The sequence below is a fragment of the Streptomyces sp. DH41 genome (assembly GCF_029813785.1).
In the GTDB taxonomy this organism is placed as follows: domain Bacteria; phylum Actinomycetota; class Actinomycetes; order Streptomycetales; family Streptomycetaceae; genus Streptomyces.
Window position 1 is genome coordinate 278,707 of sequence record NZ_JARVKY010000001.1, and the last position, 16,831, is coordinate 295,537.

At 71.6% G+C, this 16,831-nt stretch carries 14 protein-coding genes; 7 read left to right on the forward strand and 7 right to left on the reverse strand.

Annotated features, from left to right (window positions below; genetic code table 11):
* Window positions 1-55: 55 nt before the first annotated feature.
* Window positions 56-1,243 carry a PP2C family protein-serine/threonine phosphatase gene (locus tag QC283_RS01200; protein ID WP_279559394.1) on the reverse strand — a complete coding sequence of 396 codons (1,188 nt, stop codon included), beginning with the start codon at window positions 1,241-1,243 and terminating at the stop codon, window positions 56-58.
* 170 nt (window positions 1,244-1,413) lie between these two features.
* Between QC283_RS01200 and QC283_RS01205 the strand changes: the two genes are divergently transcribed.
* Window positions 1,414-2,676, forward strand: coding sequence for a GNAT family N-acetyltransferase (locus QC283_RS01205; protein ID WP_443032529.1), 1,263 nt, complete (start codon window positions 1,414-1,416; stop codon window positions 2,674-2,676).
* Window positions 2,677-2,893: 217 nt separating this feature from the next.
* On the opposite strand, the gene QC283_RS01210 is transcribed toward QC283_RS01205, so the two are convergent.
* Together QC283_RS01210 and QC283_RS01215 are read right to left on the reverse strand one after the other, a co-directional pair.
* Window positions 2,894-3,709 (reverse strand): Fpg/Nei family DNA glycosylase, encoded by an 816-nt coding sequence (locus QC283_RS01210; RefSeq protein ID WP_279559395.1) that lies wholly within the window; start codon window positions 3,707-3,709, stop codon window positions 2,894-2,896.
* 141 nt (window positions 3,710-3,850) lie between these two features.
* On the reverse strand, window positions 3,851-4,336 hold the full coding sequence (locus tag QC283_RS01215) for a ribose-5-phosphate isomerase (RefSeq protein WP_279559396.1): 486 nt from the start codon (window positions 4,334-4,336) through the stop codon (window positions 3,851-3,853).
* 205 nt (window positions 4,337-4,541) lie between these two features.
* Here QC283_RS01215 and QC283_RS01220 point away from each other — a divergent pair, with 205 nt between their 5' ends.
* Window positions 4,542-6,014 (forward strand): amino acid permease, encoded by a 1,473-nt coding sequence (locus QC283_RS01220; RefSeq protein WP_279559397.1) that lies wholly within the window; start codon window positions 4,542-4,544, stop codon window positions 6,012-6,014.
* A gap of 102 nt (window positions 6,015-6,116) precedes the next feature.
* On the opposite strand, the gene QC283_RS01225 is transcribed toward QC283_RS01220, so the two are convergent.
* Entirely contained in the window at window positions 6,117-6,698 is a 582-nt protein-coding gene (locus tag QC283_RS01225; protein WP_279559398.1) for a biotin transporter BioY, read from the reverse strand.
* A 330-nt stretch (window positions 6,699-7,028) separates the two neighbouring features.
* Between QC283_RS01225 and QC283_RS01230 the strand changes: the two genes are divergently transcribed.
* Together QC283_RS01230 and QC283_RS01235 are read left to right on the forward strand one after the other, a co-directional pair.
* A complete protein-coding gene (locus QC283_RS01230; protein ID WP_279559399.1) occupies window positions 7,029-8,411 on the forward strand; it encodes an amino acid permease in 1,383 nt (460 codons plus the stop codon).
* A 189-nt stretch (window positions 8,412-8,600) separates the two neighbouring features.
* Complete coding sequence (locus QC283_RS01235; protein ID WP_279559400.1) at window positions 8,601-9,242, forward strand: superoxide dismutase; 642 nt, start codon at window positions 8,601-8,603, stop codon at window positions 9,240-9,242.
* 123 nt (window positions 9,243-9,365) lie between these two features.
* Here QC283_RS01235 and QC283_RS01240 read toward each other — a convergent pair whose 3' ends face one another.
* Entirely contained in the window at window positions 9,366-10,151 is a 786-nt protein-coding gene (locus QC283_RS01240; protein ID WP_279559401.1) for an SAM-dependent methyltransferase, read from the reverse strand.
* Window positions 10,152-10,433: 282 nt separating this feature from the next.
* On the opposite strand from QC283_RS01240, the gene QC283_RS01245 reads away from it, so the two are divergent.
* On the forward strand, window positions 10,434-10,661 hold the full coding sequence (locus tag QC283_RS01245; protein ID WP_279559402.1) for a hypothetical protein: 228 nt from the start codon (window positions 10,434-10,436) through the stop codon (window positions 10,659-10,661).
* Window positions 10,662-10,682: 21 nt separating this feature from the next.
* Here the strand turns inward: QC283_RS01245 and QC283_RS01250 are convergent, their stop codons facing one another.
* A complete protein-coding gene (locus QC283_RS01250) occupies window positions 10,683-11,321 on the reverse strand; it encodes a mycothiol-dependent nitroreductase Rv2466c family protein (RefSeq protein ID WP_279559403.1) in 639 nt (212 codons plus the stop codon).
* A gap of 146 nt (window positions 11,322-11,467) precedes the next feature.
* Here QC283_RS01250 and pepN point away from each other — a divergent pair, with 146 nt between their 5' ends.
* Together pepN and QC283_RS01260 are read left to right on the forward strand one after the other, a co-directional pair.
* Window positions 11,468-14,053 carry an aminopeptidase N gene (gene pepN, locus QC283_RS01255; protein WP_279559404.1) on the forward strand — a complete coding sequence of 862 codons (2,586 nt, stop codon included), beginning with the start codon at window positions 11,468-11,470 and terminating at the stop codon, window positions 14,051-14,053.
* Between the two features lie 228 nt (window positions 14,054-14,281).
* A complete protein-coding gene (locus QC283_RS01260; protein ID WP_279559405.1) occupies window positions 14,282-15,421 on the forward strand; it encodes a hypothetical protein in 1,140 nt (379 codons plus the stop codon).
* A gap of 93 nt (window positions 15,422-15,514) precedes the next feature.
* Here the strand turns inward: QC283_RS01260 and QC283_RS01265 are convergent, their stop codons facing one another.
* A complete protein-coding gene (locus QC283_RS01265) occupies window positions 15,515-16,651 on the reverse strand; it encodes a serine hydrolase domain-containing protein (RefSeq protein WP_279559406.1) in 1,137 nt (378 codons plus the stop codon).
* Window positions 16,652-16,831 lie beyond the last annotated feature (180 nt).

Sequence of the window (16,831 nt, forward strand, 5' to 3'; positions counted from 1 at the left end):
GTCCGAAGCGGGCTCGGGCGTGTGGGAAGGGGTGTGGGACACGCGGTCCAGTGTGTCAGTCCGCCGCCGTCCGGGACTGGGCCGTCGGGCCCTCCCGGCAGATCAGCAGCAGGGCCCGGTCGTCGTTGACGTCCTTGGCCACCGCCTCGATCAGATGCCAGGCGGCGCCGTGGAAGCCGCCCGCGACATAGCGGTCGGCCTCGCCGGTGAGGCGGTCGATGCCCTCGGTGATGTCACGCTCGGAGGTCTCCACCAGGCCGTCCGTGAACAGCAACAACACGTCTCCGGGTCGGAGCGAGCCCTTCACCGGGTCGAACTGTGCCCCGTCGTACACACCCAGCAGCGGTCCCTCGGTCGACTTCTCCTCCCAACGGCCCGTGCCCGCGCTGAGCTGGAGGCCCGGCGGGTGTCCGGCGGAGTACAGCTCGTAGTCCCCGGAGTCGAGTTCCAGGACGAGGTGGATGGAGGTGGCGAAGCCCTCGTCCCAGTCCTGGCGGAGCAGGTAGCCGTTGGCCGCCGGCAGGAACGCGTGCGGGGGCAGGCTGCCCAGCAGCCCCCCGAACGCCCCCGACAGCAGCAGGGCGCGCGAGCCCGCGTCCATGCCCTTGCCGGAGACGTCGGTGAGGACGACCTCGAGCGTCCGGCCGCCGTTGGTGCGTGCGGCGACGACGAAGTCCCCCGAGAAGGACTGCCCGCCGGCCGGCCGCAGCGCCATCTCCCGGTGCCAGCCCGGCGGCAGCTGGGGCAACTTGCTCTGGACGCGGATGCGTTCGCGCAGGTCGAAGAGCATGGTGCCGCCGCGCCGCCAGGGCACGCCGACCCGGCTGCGGAACTGGGCGACCAGCAGCCCGAAGAAACCGCAGGCCGCGACGACCAGGACCACGCCGGGAGTGACCCGGGAGGGGCCCTCGGTGTAGGGGCCCAGTTGCACCGACTCCACGATCAGCGCCGTGGCCGCCGCCGCGTACAGGCCGAGCAGGCTCGCCGGGCGCAGCAGCAGGCCGCCCGCGACGATCGGCAGGACCAGCGCGGCCGGTGAGCACCACACGGAGTTCGCCATCGTGGTGGCCGCGATGACCGGGATCATGAGCAGCAGTCCGGCCAGGGCGATCCAGTCCGAGCCGTCGCCGCGGAAGTAGTCGACGGCGGATCTGCGCACGCCGACGCGGGCCCGGTGCCATTGCTTCTTCCACCGGGCCGTGAACGTGTCGGCTTCCGCGCGCCGCTGTCGTCCTGCTGCCATTAGTTCGGGACCCTATCCATCGGACCGGGCGCTTGGCACGGGAGGTCCTACTTGTCCCCCGTCCGAGACCCATGACTTCACAGTGAACTTCACGAACGGCCGTCGCGCCGCCACCTGCCGGAAATTCCCTCGCCCGCTCCCCGGGACCCTGATACGCATGGCCCATGAGCATGGGCACTGGCATGGGTGACGGCGACGGCGGCATGAGGACCGAGCTGCGGGTACTGGCGCGGGACGAGTGGGACAAGTGGTACGCGACGCTGATCCGTGCCTTCAGCGGGGTCCCGGAGTCGGCCGAGGAATTGGAGTTGTACAACACTCTGACCGAGGTCGACCGCTCGCTCGGCGCCTGGGAGGGCGACGAGTGCGTCGGGACGGCCGGGGCGTTCGGCTTCCGGATGACCGTGCCGGGCGGTGCTCAGGTGCCCGCGGCGGGCGTGACGATGGTGTCCGTCGCCGGCACTCACCGGCGTCGGGGTGTGCTGACGTCGATGATGCGACGGCAGTTGGACGACGTACGGTCCTGGGGTGAGCCGTTGGCCGTACTGACGGCCTCCGAACCGGCGATCTACGGCAGGTTCGGGTACGGCGCCGCGACCTTCCAGGTCAACGCCGAGATCGATACGGACCGGGTACGTCTGTCGGTGCCGGACGGCACGGATGACGTACGGCTGCGGTACGCGGAGCCCGCGGACGTCCTCGACGCGTGCGAGGCCGTGTACGCGCGACTGGTGCCCGGCCGGCCCGGGATGCTGGCCCGCCGGCCCGGCTGGGAGCGGGTGGGGCTGCTGGACCCGGAGAGCAAACGGGAGGGAGCCTCGCCGTTGCAGTGCGTGGTCGCCCGGCGGGACGGTGAGGTCACGGGGTACGCGCGGTTCCGGGTGCGGCCGGGCTGGGGGGCCGAGGGGCCGGCCGGCACGGTGGTGCTGGAGGATCTGGCCGGGCTGGACCCGGCGACCGACGCGGCGCTGTGGCGCTTCCTGTTCGGCGTCGACCTGACGACGACGCTGGCCGTGCGCGGGCGGCCGGTCGACGAGGCGTGGCAGCACCAGGTGTCGGACATCCGGCGGTGCCGGCCGGGGCTGCGGGACGCGCTGTACGTACGGCTGGTGGACGTGGGGGCCGCGCTCGCGGCGCGGACCTACCAGGCGCCGGTGGACGTCGTGTTCGAGGTGGAGGACGCCTTCTGCCCCTGGAACGCGGGGCGTTGGCGGCTGTCCGGGGACGCGAAGGGGGCGTCCTGCGAGCGTACGACCGACGCGGCGGATCTCACCCTGTCCGTACGGGAGTTGGGGGCGGCGTATCTCGGCGGCGTGAGCCTGGCTTCGCTGGGCGCGGCCGGGCGGGTGCGGGAGGTGCGGCGCGGGGCGCTGGCGGAGGCGTCGGTGGGGTTCGGGTCGGACGTCGCGCCGTGGTTGCCGCACGGCTTCTGACGGTCTTCTGACGGTCGTGGCGCGGTTCGCCTAGGGGGTGTCGTTTGGATCAGGTCGGCTCCAGAAGACGGCGCCTTGCAGTCGGAGCCGAGCGGGGTCTGGTGCGTGCGGCTGCAAGGCGGAGGAGGGCGACAGGGCGGAGCCCTGGCAACCGACGACAACGCCGCAGATGTGCGTGCCAGACCCCGCGACCCCGGCAAGATCCAAACGACACCCCCTAGTCCTGCTTCCGCTGGCAGGACGGGCACCAGAAGAGGTTGCGGGCGGCGAGGCCGGCGGTGCGGACGGTCTCGCCGCAGAGGTGGCAGGGCTGGTCGGCCCGGCGGTAGACGTAGACCTCGCCGCCGTGGTCGTCGACGCGGGGCGGGCGGCCCATGGCCTCGGGGGTGTGTTCGGGGCGGACGGTGTCGATGCGGTTGTTCCGGACGCCCTCGCTCATCAGTTCCGTGAGGTCCCGCCAGATCGCGTCCCACTCGGTGGGAGTGATGTCCCGGCCGGGGCGGTACGGGTCGATGCCGTGGCGGAAGAGGACCTCGGCGCGGTAGACGTTGCCGACGCCGGCGATGACCTTCTGGTCCATGAGCAGGGCGGCGACGGTGGTGCGGCTGCGGGAGACGCGGCGGTAGGCGGCCTGTGGGTCGGCGTCCGGGCGCAGGGGGTCGGGGCCGAGGCGGTCGTGTATCGCCTGCTTCTCGGGCTCCGTGATCAGGGCGCAGGTGGTGGGGCCGCGGAGGTCGACGTAGGCGGTGTCGCCCGCGAGGCGGAGGCGGACGGTGTCCGTGGGGGGCGGCGCGGGGGTGCCTCCGAAGGTGACCTTGCCGAAGAGGCCGAGGTGGATGTGGATCCACTCGGCGTCCCGGAAGCCCAGGAAGAGGTGTTTGCCGTGGGCCTCGGTGCGGGTGAGGGGGGTGCCGGTGAGGAGGGCGGCGGCGTCGGAGAACTTGCCCTGGGGGCTGGACGCGTGCACCGGCCGGCCGGCGAAGGCGGTGGCGTAGTCCTTGGCCAGTCTGTGGATCGTGTGCCCTTCTGGCACGGGGTCGTCCTTCCTGCGTTCTGCCCGCCCGCCCGGCTCGGCCGGCCCTCCGAGCGCCCGGGCCGCGCCCCGGGTGTCGTCTCTCGCCCTCCCCGGCGCTCACGCACCGGGGAGGGAAGGGGGGAGCGCCGGGTGGCAGACCTACTGCTGCGGGTGGTGCGGCGGGACGGGGGGAAGGTCGCCCGTCGTCTCGTAGGAGGTGAGCATGTCGATGCGGCGGATGTGGCGTTCGTCGCCGGAGAACGGGGTGGCGAGGAAGGTCTCGACGAACTTCGTCGCCTCCTCCCGCGTGTGCATGCGGGCGCCGACGGCGACGACGTTGGCGTCGTTGTGCTGCCGGCCGAGGGACGCCGTCTCCTCGCTCCAGGCCAGCGCCGCGCGCACGCCCTTCACCTTGTTCGCCGCGATCTGCTCACCGTTGCCGGAGCCGCCGATCACGATGCCGAGGGCGCCCTGGTCCGCGGCCGTACGCTCGGCGGCGCGCAGGCAGAAGGGCGGGTAGTCGTCCTGGGCGTCGTAGATGTGCGGGCCGCAGTCGACGGGCTCGTGGCCCGCCGCCTTGAGCCACTCGACGAGGTGGTTCTTGAGTTCGTAGCCCGCATGGTCGGAGCCGAGATACACGCGCATGGGTCGAGTGTGACACGCGGGTCCGGGGGCGGCAGCGTCGGGTGGCGGGTCTGAGAAGAGCGAGTGAAGGTATAGAACCTCAGGGAAAGCTCAAGTAACGATCCGGAATCAAAGGTTCCTGAATCCGTTCACCTCCGTTTCACTGGTCCGGCTCGTACACCGCTCGTACGGGAGACTCCTCGACCGGCGCAAAGGAAAACCCCCCATGACTTCGCAGCCGACCCTGTCGAAGCCCGAGAACGGGCCCGAAGGTCCCACGGAACCCGGGTCCGGGCTCCAGGCCGGACTCAAGAACCGCCATCTTTCGATGATCGCCATCGGCGGCGTCATCGGAGCCGGGCTGTTCGTGGGTTCCAGTACGGGAATCGCCACCGCCGGGCCCGGCATCCTTCTCTCGTACGCCCTCGTCGGCACGCTCGTGGTGCTGGTGATGCGGATGCTCGGGGAGATGTCCGCCGCCAACCCGACCTCGGGTTCCTTCTCCGCGCACGCCGACCGGGCGCTCGGGCCCTGGGCCGGGTTCTCCATCGGCTGGCTGTACTGGTTCTTCTGGGTCGTGGTGCTCGCGGTGGAGGCGACCGCGGGGGCCAAGATCCTCGAAGGGTGGATACCGGCCGTCCCGCAGTGGGGCTGGGCCCTGATCGTGATGGTCGTGCTGACCGCCACCAACCTGGCGTCGGTCGGCTCCTACGGCGAGTTCGAGTTCTGGTTCGCCGGGATCAAGGTCGTCGCGATCGCCGCGTTCATCGTCGTCGGCGGGCTGGCCGTCTTCGGGGTGCTGCCCGGCGTCGACAGCGAGCAGGCGGGGCTGGCCAATCTGACGGAGCACGGCGGATTCCTGCCGAACGGGGCGGGGGCGATCCTGACCGGTGTGCTGCTGGTCGTCTTCTCGTTCATGGGCAGTGAGATCCCCACCCTGGCCGCCGGCGAGTCCGAGGACCCGCAGCGGGCCGTCACCAAGGCGACCAACAGCATCATCTGGCGGATCGCCGTCTTCTACCTCGGCTCGATCTTCGTCGTCGTCGCGCTGCTGCCCTGGGACTCCCAGTCGATCATCGACCAGGGCTCCTACGTGGCCGCCCTCGACTCGCTCGGCATCGCGAACGCCGGTCAGATCATGAACTTCATCGTGCTGACGTCCGTGCTGTCCTGCCTCAACTCCGGGCTCTACACCGCCTCCCGCATGGCCTTCTCGCTGGGTGAGCGCGGTGACGCGCCGAAGGCCTTCGCCCGGACCACCCGGCGGGGTGTGCCGCGGACGGCGATCCTCGTGTCCGTGGTGTTCGGTTTCGTCGCCGTCTTCTTCAACTACGAGTTCCCCGACTCCGTCTTCCTCTTCCTCGTCAACTCCTCCGGCGCCGTGGCCCTCTTCGTGTGGCTGGTGATCTGCTTCTCGCAGCTGCGGATGCGGAAGATCATCCAGGCCCAGGCGCCGGAGAAGCTGGTGGTACGGATGTGGCTGTTCCCGTATCTGACCTGGGCGGCGGCCGGTGTCATCGTCTTCGTGCTGGGCTACATGCTGACCGACACGGAGCACAACGGGCGTACGACCGTGCTGCTGTCGTTGCTCGTCGCGGCGCTCGTCCTCGCCGTCGCCTTCGTCAAGCAGAAGGTCGTCAGGCAGAAGGCCGCCGGCCGGAAGGCCGTCAGTCAGCAGGCCGCCGCCGGTAAGGACTGACGGCCGCCGGGACGCGAAAGAGGCTCGCCGGGTCGCTGCTGCGATCCGGCGAGCCTCTTTCGGTGGCACTGCCGCGGCACCACCGCGGCACGGGGCGCGGTGCTACCGCTTGCCGACCAGCTTCCAGGCCGTGGGCAGTACGCCCATCGCCAGGGCGGCCTTCAGCGCGTCCCCGATCAGGAAGGGGGTGAGGCCGGCCGCGATCGCGGCGGTGAGGGACATGTCGGCGGCGAGGGCGAGGTACGGGACGCCGACGGCGTAGATGACCGCCTCGCCCAGCAGGATCGTTCCGGCCGTGCGCAGCATCGAGCGGTCGGCGCCGCGGCGGGCCAGGGCGCCCACGACGGTGACGGCGAGCAGCATGCCGAAGACGTAACCCAGCGACGGGGCGCCGGTGCCGGAGCCGCCCTCCGCGAACCACGGCACGCCGGCCATGCCGACCAGCGCGTACAGCGCGAGCGAGAGCAGGCCGCGGCGGGCGCCGAGCGAGGTGCCGACGAGCAGCGCGGCGAAGGTCTGGCCGGTCACCGGCACCGGGGAGCCGGGCACGGGCAGCGCGATCTGGGCCGCGAGGCCGGTGAGAACGGCACCGCCGGCCACCAGCGCGACGTCCCGGACTCGGGAGGAGGGGATGAGGTCGGCGAGGACCTGCCCGGATCGGGCGGGGACGGCAGCGGTGCTCATGGGGACTCCGCGGTGGTGTGGACATGTCGGAACACCGCGACGCTATCCCAGCGGACCGGGCCCGATCACCAGCAGCGCTCGACAAAGGCGCGATCGACGCCTTGGTGGGCTCCCGACAAAGGACGCGGGATACACGCGATCGCGCGTGACACCGGTCACCGAGGCGGGGAGGCGGACCTCACCCGAAACGGAATCCCGCATTCGGACGATCACGTTCCGTATCGAGAGTGTCCGTATCGTGGGCAGCCGCTGTCGCCCACCCTCGCGACCCCGGAGACTGTGGGCGTTTTTGCCCTGCCCCCGCCCCCCACGCATCGGACGAGTCGCTCCATGTCCAACAGCACCGCCACCGGTAAGCCACCGCAGTCGGACGACGCCTCCCTCTCCCACGGCCTCAAGCAGCGCCACCTGTCGATGATCGCCCTCGGCGGTGTGATCGGCGCCGGGCTGTTCGTCGGCTCCGGGGCCGGTATCGCCGCCGCCGGTCCGTCGATCGTCATCGCCTACACCCTCTCCGGCCTCCTCGTGATGCTGGTGATGCGGATGCTGGGCGAGATGTCGGCCGCGTATCCGTCGTCGGGTTCCTTCTCCGCGCACGCCGAGCGGGCCATCGGCCCCTGGGCCGGCTTCACCGCGGGCTGGGCCTTCTGGGTGCTGCTGTGCACGGCCGTCGGCCTGGAGGGCATCGGTGCCGCGCAGATCGTCCACGGCTGGCTGCCCGGCACGCCGGAGTGGGCCTGGGTGGCGCTGTTCATGGTGGTGTTCTGCGGGACGAACCTGGCCGCCGTGAAGAACTTCGGTGAGTTCGAGTTCTGGTTCGCCGCCCTCAAGGTCGGCGCGATCTCGCTGTTCCTCGTGCTGGGCGTGCTGGCGATCACCGGCGTCCTGCCGGGCACCGACTCCCCCGGCACCTCGCACCTGAGCGACTTCCTGCCGAACGGCGGCAACGGTCTGATCATCGGCCTGCTCGCCTCGGTGTTCGCCTACGGCGGCCTGGAGACGGTGACCATCGCGGCGGCCGAGTCGGAGAACCCGGTCAAGGGCGTGGCGAGCGCCGTGCGGACGGCGATGTGGCGGATCGCGCTGTTCTACATCGGCTCGATGGCGGTCATCGTCACCCTGGTGCCCTGGGACTCCCCGGAAGTCGTGGAGAAGGGCCCGTACGTCGCCGCCCTGGACGAACTCGGCATCCCGGGCGCCGGCGAGCTCATGAACGTCGTCGTGCTGGTCGCGCTGCTGAGCGCCATGAACGCCAACATCTACGGCGCCTCGCGCATCGGCTACTCGCTGGTGGAGCGCGGCCAGGGCCCGAAGGCGCTGGGCCGGGTCTCGGGCGGGGTGCCGCGGATCGCGGTGCTGGTCTCCTCCCTCTTCGGCTTCGGCTGTGTGCTGCTCAGCTACTGGCGGCCGGACGACGTCTTCTCCTGGCTGCTGAACATGATCGGCGCGGTCATCCTGGTCGTCTGGATCTTCATCGCCGTCTCCCAGCTGCGGCTGCGGCGCCGGCTGGAGCGGGAGGCGCCCGAGAAGCTGGTCGTGCGCATGTGGGGCTTCCCGTGGCTGACGTGGGTCGCGCTGGCGGCCATGGCCACGGTCTTCGTGCTGATGGCCCGCGAGCCGGACACCCGGGTGCAGCTGTACTCCACGGGCGGGATGACGCTGGCCCTGGCGGCCGTCGGCTACGCGTGGCAGCGGCGGCGGGCGCGCGGCTAGCCACCGCCCGGACACGCCCCGAGGGCCCCCGCACGGACACGGATCCGTGCGGGGGCCCTCTCTCATGCCCTCGCGTGCCCTTCCGGGCGTGCCCCGGCACGCCCGCCCGCCCTTCGGCCCCTCGGAGGCCTCTTGCTGCTAGCGTGCACTTGCAAGCCTTTTGCAATAAGAGGTCGGAGGGGATCCGCCATGTCCGTCTACACGCTTCCTGAACTGCCGTACGACTACTCCGCGCTGGCCCCCGTGATCAGCCCCGAGATCATCGAGCTGCACCACGACAAGCACCACGCCGCCTACGTGAAGGGCGCCAACGACACGTTGGAGCAGCTCGCCGAGGCGCGGGACAAGGAGACGTGGGGCTCGATCAACGGCCTGGAGAAGAACCTCGCCTTCCACCTCTCCGGGCACATCCTGCACTCGATCTACTGGCACAACATGACCGGCGACGGTGGCGGCGAGCCGCTGGAGGCGGACGGCGTGGGCGAGCTGGCCGACGCGATCGCCGAGTCGTTCGGCTCCTTCGCGGGCTTCAAGGCGCAGCTCACCAAGGCCGCCGCGACCACGCAGGGCTCCGGCTGGGGCGTGCTGGCGTACGAGCCGCTGAGCGGGCGGCTGATCGTCGAGCAGGTCTACGACCACCAGGGCAACGTCGGCCAGGGCGCCACCCCGATCCTGGTCTTCGACGCCTGGGAGCACGCCTTCTACCTCCAGTACAAGAACCAGAAGGTCGACTTCATCGACGCCATGTGGGCCGTCGTCGACTGGCAGGACGTGGCGAAGCGTTTCGAGGCCGCCCGGTCCCGTACGAACACGCTGCTGCTGGCGCCGTGACCGGCTGAGTACCCGGGTCGTCCTGCCTCGTGATCGTCTTCTCACCCTTCACGGCGGCAGGCGGAGGAAGGGAAGCCCCCGCGAGGACGTGACTCGCGGGGGCTTTCTGTGCACGCAGGGGCGTCAGGGCTTGCGGGCGAGGCCGCCGTGCTGGCCGATCGGCCGCGGGGCCGCGCCGTCCGGGGACGGGTCCGGGCGCCACAGCGGGACGGACACGACACCCGGGTCCACCGGTTCCAGTCCCTCGAAGTAGGCCTCGATCTGGTCGACGGGGCGCAGGAAGTACGGCACGGCGCCGGTCTCGTTGTAGCCGTCCTGGGCCGCCTCGTAGTCCGGGTCGGTGCCGCGCGAGCCGTCGTTGACACACAGGTAGCTGCCGGATGGCAGGCCGGCCATCAGATGACGTACCAGGTCACGGGCCCGGTCGTGGTCGGCGACATGGCCGAGGATGCCGCTGAGGACGAGGGCGGTGGGGCGGCCCGGGTCGAGGGTGCGGCCGGCCGCCCGGAGGACGCGGTCCGGCTCGAAGAGGCTGATGTCCTCGTAGGCGGTGGCGCCCTCGGGGGTGGAGGTGAGCAGGGCGCGGGCGTGGGCCAGGACCAGCGGGTCGTTGTCGACGTAGACGATCCGCGCCTCGGGTGCGTGCCGCTGGGCGACCTCGTGGGTGTTGTCGACCGTCGGCAGCCCGGTGCCGACGTCCAGGAACTGCCGTACACCCGCCTCCAGCACCAGGTACCGGATGGCGCGGCCGAGGAAGGCGCGGCTGCCGCGGGCGATGGTGACGATGCCGGGGAAGACGGCGGTGTAGGCGTCGCCGGCCGCCTCGTCCACGGGGTAGTTGTCCTTGCCGCCCAGCCAGTAGTTCCAGATCCGGGCCGAGTGCGGCACCGAGGTGTCGATCTCCGTCATCGGGCCTCCGTCATGAGGGTCTCCGTCATGGGCGCTGTACGCCGCCGAGGTCGTCGTGGCGAGCGTACGGCTCCGGGCGGCGGGACGCGCGCCGGAAACCCAATCACCCCTCCGGCACGGCGGGTTGACCGGCGCGCGGGCCTCGCCACCACCGGCGCGCGGGCCCGTCCCGCGCGCCGTACGGGCTCCCGGTCCCCCGGTTCTCCCCGTGCGGCGTCTGGCGCGGCGCGCGGGCCGCGCGCTGTACTGCCGTCCCGGTCCACGGGCGCTGCGGAGGATGCGATGAGGAAGAGTCTGGCCTGCCCCACCTGCGGGGGGATGCAGGACTTCCGCCCGCTCGACGACGCCGAGCGGTCGGCCGTGAAAGAACAGCTGAAGATCCCGTACGTGCACGACTACTGGCGCTGCGACGTCGCCGGCTGCCTGCGGTTCCAGCGCTGGGACAAGCGGCGGGACGGCGGCCTGCTGCCGGAGAGGTTCCGCAGGCAGGCCGCCGACGGGGAGAAGTGACCCCGGCGATCCCGGTGGCCGCTACAGGTTGCTGAAGTCCGGGCCCTTGGTACGGGTGCGCTTGATCTCGTAGAAACCGGGGACCGAGGCGACCGCGAGGGTGCCGTCCCAGAGCTTGGCGGCGTCTTCGCCCTTGGGCGCCGGGGTGACGACCGGGCCGAAGAAGGCGAGCTGCGCGCCGTCGGCGCCGGGGACGGCGATGACCGGGGTGCCGACCTCCTGGCCGACCTTGTCGATGCCCTCCTTGTGGGAGGCGCGCAGCTGGGGCTCGTACGGGGTGGAGTCCCAGTGGTCCATGAGCGACTCGGGCAGGCCGGCGTCCTTCAGGGCGGCGGCGACCGTCTCCCTCTCCGGGCCCTCGCCCTGGTTGTGGAAGCGGGTGCCGAGCGCCGTGTAGAGGTCGCCGAGGATCTCGGCGCCGTGCTCCTCCTGGGCCGCGATGACGACCCGGACCGGGCCCCAGGCCTTGGTCTCGAGCAGTTCGCGGTACTCGTCGGGCAGCTCGTCGAGCTTGTCCTCGTTGAGGACGGCGAGGCTCATCACGTGCCAGCGGACCTCGATGTCCCGGACCTTCTCCACCTCCAGGACCCAGCGGGAGGTCATCCAGGCCCAGGGGCACAGCGGGTCGAACCAGAAGTCGACGGGCGTCTTCTCCGACATGTCTCTCCTCATGAGGCAACAGGGCCGAGCTCTTCTCCCTGGCAACCGGCCGGACGCCGTGGCCATTCCCGGCTGCCGCGCGTCAGGGGCACATGGCAGGATCGACGCTGTCCGCATACTGAACACCACCCGAGGGAGTGCCGCCCGTGCCCGGAGAGAATCTGTCCCGCGACGAGGCCCGGGAGCGGGCCGCCCTGCTGTCCGTCGACGGGTACGAGGTGTCCCTCGACGTGCGCTCGGCCATCGGTGACGCGGAGGGCGACGGCCCGCGCACCTTCCGGTCCGTCACCACGATCCGCTTCCGCTGCAACGAGCCCGGCGCGAGCGGCTTCGCCGACCTGATCGCGCCGAGCGTCACCGCGGTCTCCCTCAACGGCCGCGACCTCGACCCGAGCGAGGTCTTCGACGGCTCCCGGATCGCCCTGGAGGACCTGGCCGCCGACAACGAACTGGTCGTCGACGCCCAGTGCGCCTACTCCCGCACCGGCGAGGGCCTGCACCGCTTCGTCGACCCGGAGGACGGCGAGGTGTACCTGTACACCCAGTACGAGCCGGCCGACTCCCGCCGGGTCTTCGCGGGCTTCGAGCAGCCTGACCTCAAGGCGCCCTTCCGCTTCGAGGTGCGGGCGCCCGAGGAGTGGACGGTGTGGAGCAACGGCGCCGGTGAACGCGTCGACGGGGTGTGGCGGTTCGCGGAGACGAAGCCGATCTCGACGTACATCACCTGTGTCGTCGCCGGCCCGTACCACTACGTCACGGACTCCTACGAGCGCGTGTTCGAGGACGGTACGCGGCTGGAGATCCCGCTCGGCGCGATGTGCCGCAAGGGGCTGGCCCCGCACTTCGACGCCGACGACGTCTTCCTGGTCACCAAGCAGGGCCTGGACTTCTTCCACGACCACTTCGACTACCCGTACCCCTTCGGGAAGTACGACCAGGCGTTCGTGCCCGAGTACAACCTCGGCGCGATGGAGAACCCGGGACTGGTGACCTTCCGGGAGGAGTTCATCTTCCGGGGCAAGGTGACCCGGGCGTCCTACGAGGGCCGCGCCAACGTCATCCTGCACGAGATGGCGCACATGTGGTTCGGCGACCTGGTCACCATGGAGTGGTGGGACGACCTGTGGCTGAAGGAGTCCTTCGCCGACTTCATGGGCGCCTTCTCGCTGGTCGGCGCGACCCGCTTCACCGACGGCTGGATCACCTTCGCCAACCGCCGCAAGGCGTGGGCCTACCGCGCGGACCAGCTGCCCTCCACGCACCCGGTCACCGCCGACATCCGCGACCTCCAGGACGCCAAGCTCAACTTCGACGGCATCACGTACGCCAAGGGCGCTTCCGTACTGAAGCAGCTGGTGGCGTACGTCGGCCAGGACGCGTTCCTGGAGGGCGCGCGGCGCTACTTCAAGCGGCACGCGTACGGCAACACGCGCCTCGGTGACCTGCTGTCGGTCCTGGAGGAGACCAGCGGGCGGGACATGGCGGCCTGGGCGCGCTCCTGGCTCCAGACGGCGGGCGTCAACTCGCTGACCCCGCAGGTGCTGCTGAGCTCCGGGGGCCGCGTCGACGAGCTCGCGGTGGTGCAGGAGGCCGCCGAGTCGCACCCGGAGCTGCGCCCCCACCGGGTCGCGGTCGGTCTGTACCGGCGTACGGGCGACGGTTCCCTGGAGCGGTACGCGCGCGCCGAGGTGGACGTCGACGGGCCTCGCACGGTGGTGGCGGAGCTGGCCGGCGCCGAGGCGCCCGAGCTGGTGCTGGTCAACGACGACGACCTGACGTACTGCAAGACCCGCTTCGACGAGACGTCGCTGGCGACGCTGCGCGACCACCTGGGTGCGCTGACCGACCCGCTGGCCCGTGCCCTGTGCTGGTCGGCGCTGTGGAACATGACCCGGGACGCGCTGCTCCCGGCGCGGGACTTCGTCGGCCTGGTGCTGCGGTTCGCGGGGCGCGAGTCGGACATCGGCGTGCTCCAGATGCTGCACGCCTGGGCGAACTCGGCGCTGACGCACTACGTGGCCCCCGACTGGCGCCAGGCCGGTGGCCGACTGCTCGGCGAGGGCGCGCTGCGGGAGCTGCGGGACGCGGTGCCGGGCAGCGAGCAGCAGCTGGCGTGGGCGAGGTTCTTCGCGGCGGTGGCCTCGGACGAGGCCGAGCTGCGGCTGCTGCGCGGGCTGCTGGAGGGCACCGAGAAGATCGACGGTCTGGAGGTGGACCAGGAGCTGCGCTGGGCGTTCCTGGAGCCGCTCGCCGCGCACGGCGACGCCGACGAGGGCGTGCTGGCCGCCGAGCTGGCCCGCGACGACACGGCCTCCGGCAAGCGCCACCAGGTGCGCTGCCTGGCGGCCCGCCCGTCGGCGGCGGTGAAGGCGCAGGCCTGGGCACAGGTCGTGGAGTCGGACGGGCTGTCGAACGCCCTGGTGGAGGCGACGATCGCGGGCTTCGAGCAGGCCTCGCAGCGGGAGCTGATCGCCCCGTACGCCCAGAAGTACTTCGCGGCGATCGAGCGGGTGTGGGCCGAGCGGTCGATCCAGATCGGGATGGACGTGGTCCGGGGCCTGTTCCCGTCCCTGCGGGACTCCCAGGACACGCTCGACGCGACGGACGCGTGGCTGTCCGCGCACGAGGACGCCGCGCCCGCGCTGCGCCGGCTGGTGCTGGAGGCACGGGACGACCTGGCGCGGGCGCTGCGCGGCCAGGCGTGTGACGCGGCGGTGGACGCCGGACGGTAGCCCGGCGGCGCACGGGCGCCGGCCCCACCCCGACCTCTGGCCAATGATTGGGCGTTCCGTCACCGTTACGGAATTCGGTCAACAGCAGCCGTAACCCCTGGTCCGCACCCGGCGGACCAGGGGTTTTCGGCATCCGAACACCCGTCCTTTAGGGCGGTCTTGTCCGGGTTTGGCGATGGACTTGTAACAGGGGTTAAAGGGCGGACCGGACGCGGGAAAGTCCCGGTCATGACGCACAACACCCCGCTCTCCCCTCGCCCCCTCCACCACCTGGCCGCCGGCCGGCGCCGGCTGGTGACGGCAGCTCAGTTGCGGGCGCACGGTGTCTCCGCCGCCGAGACCAGCGAACGGTGCCGGCCCGGGGGGCCCTGGCAGCAGCTCCTCCCGAACGTCGTCCTGCTCCACCAGGGCCCGCCGACCAGCGACGAGCGCCTGCACGCGGTGCTGCTGTACGCGGCACGGGAGCGGACCGTCGTCCAGAACGGCGGCGAGAACGGCGCCGGGAACGGCGGCGAGAACGGCGCCGGGAACGCCGGTGCGGCCGCCGGTGTCCCGGTCGGGGTGACCGCCTCGGTACCGGTCCAGCCGGGCCGTGAGGAGACGCCGCCCGTCCCCGCCTACGCGGAGGCGATGATCACGGGCCTGGCCGCGCTGACGCTGCACGGCTTCACCGCCGCTCCCCCGCTGCCGTCCCTGGACGTCATCGACGTCCTGGTGCCCAGACTGCGCCGGCTGCGTACGACGGGCTGCGCGCGGATCGTCCGCACGACCGCGCTGCCCACCTCCGTGCAGGTCACCGGCGTTCCGGTGGCTCCGGTGGCGCGGGCCCTGGCCGACGCGGTGGCGGAGCTGTCGGACGCGGGCGTCGTCCGCCGGCTGCTGACGGAGGCGGTACGCGGCGGGCACTGCGAACCGGCCTCGGTGGTACGGGAGCTGAACCGGGCCCGGCTGCTCAGCCGCCCGCACGTGGTGGACGCCGTGGACTCGCTGGTCGCGGAGGGGCGGGCGCTGGCCGAGCAGCGCCTGTACCGGATGGTGCGCGAGCACGGCCTGCCGGAACCGGTCTGGAACGTCGACCTGCGCCTGCCCGGCGGGCCCCTCCTCGGCGGTGTCGACGCCTTCTGGCCCGAGCACTCGGTGGCACTGGAGCTGGACACCCGCGCCCACCGTCAGCGGGAGGACGACGCGCTCTGGGCTCAGTACGCCCGCAAGCGCGAGCACCTGGAACGGCTGGGCATCACGGTCGTGCACCTCACGCCGCGCAAGCTGCGGGACTGCCCGGAACACCAGGCGGCCGTCGTCCGTACGGCGTTGATGGCGGCCGGGGACCGGGAACCCGCCGCGTATGTCGTGGCGCTGCCCCGGTAGTGACGGACCGGAGCGGTCGCCAGGAGGGGAGAGGAGGGGCCACCGGGCCACCGGCCACCGCTGCGCCGGGGCCCCTCCTCGTGCACGGCGGGTCTACTCGGCGCAGAACTCCGCCTCGATCACCGCCCCGCTGTCGCCCGACCAGTCGCCGTTGAAGTTGAAGGCGAGCGCGTGCCGGCCGTCCTTCGTCACCACCGCCTCCGACGAGGAGCCGTGGATGCCGCCACCGTGGCCCCAGACGGTCACTCCGCAGCCGAGTTCCCGCTTCATCAGGCCGAGGCCGTAGCCGGCGCCCGGCTGCACGGGGACCGTGGTCGTCATCTCGGCCAGCTGCTCGGCGGGCAGCAGCCTGCCGCGGAGCAGGGCGGTGTAGAAGCGGTTCAGGTCGTCGGAGCTGGAGATCATCTCGCCCGCCGCACCGGCGATGGACGGGTTGAGCCGCGTGACGTCGTACGTGGGCCCCGTGGCCGTCCTGGCCAGCTTGGAGTAGGCGCGGCTGCTGGGCTGCGGCATGGTGGCCCTGGTGCCCGGCACCGACGTGGCGCGCAGCTTCAGCGGCTCGATGACGCGGCGGCGCACCTCGTCGCCGTACGGGCGACCGGTGACCTCCTCGATCACCATGCCGGCCAGGACGTAGTTGGTGTTGGAGTAGTTCCACGAGGTGCCCGGCGCGAAGTCCGGTTCGTGGGCCGTGGCGATCTCCACCAGTTCCCTCGGCGTCACCGTGTCGTAGCGGTGCTCGAAGAAGCCGTCCTTGGCGAAGTAGGTGCGGGTGAACTCCTCGTCGACCGTGTAGTCGTAGACGCCGCTGGTGTGGTTGAGGAGTTGGCGCAAAGTGATACGGCCGCCGTCGTGGCCGTTGCCCTCGACCACGCCGGGCAGCCACGTGTCCACCGTGTCGTCCAGTGAGAGCCGGCCCTCGGCCTCCAGCTGGAGCAGGACGGTGGCCACGAAGGTCTTGGTGATGCTGCCGACGCGGTAGCGGTCCCGCTCGGAACGCGGCTCGCCGGTCCTGAGATCACCCACCCCGACCGTCTCCGACCAGGTGCGGTGGCCGTCTCGGGCGGTCGCGGTCGCGCCGGGCACGCCGTCCGCGACCGCGGCCTCCATGGCCCGGCGGGTGGCGTCGTGGCCGCCGGTGCCGGGCGCCGCCACGGCCGGGGCGGCCAGCGCCACCGAAAGGGCCACGGCGGTGGCCGCCACCAGCGTGGTTCGTACGCGTGCGGTCATGTCTTCCCCCATCGTCTGCGTCCTGCGCGTCGCTCGGTCGGACACAGTGACCGGGCCGGCGGCGTGAAGGTTGACGCGTCCTGGGGTGGTTGGGCGTGTTCCGGCCTTCTCGGTCCGGAGGCGTCCCGTGGTGCGGGCCGCGGGGCACGGCTCACAGGATTGTCACAGCCTGCCCCTTGT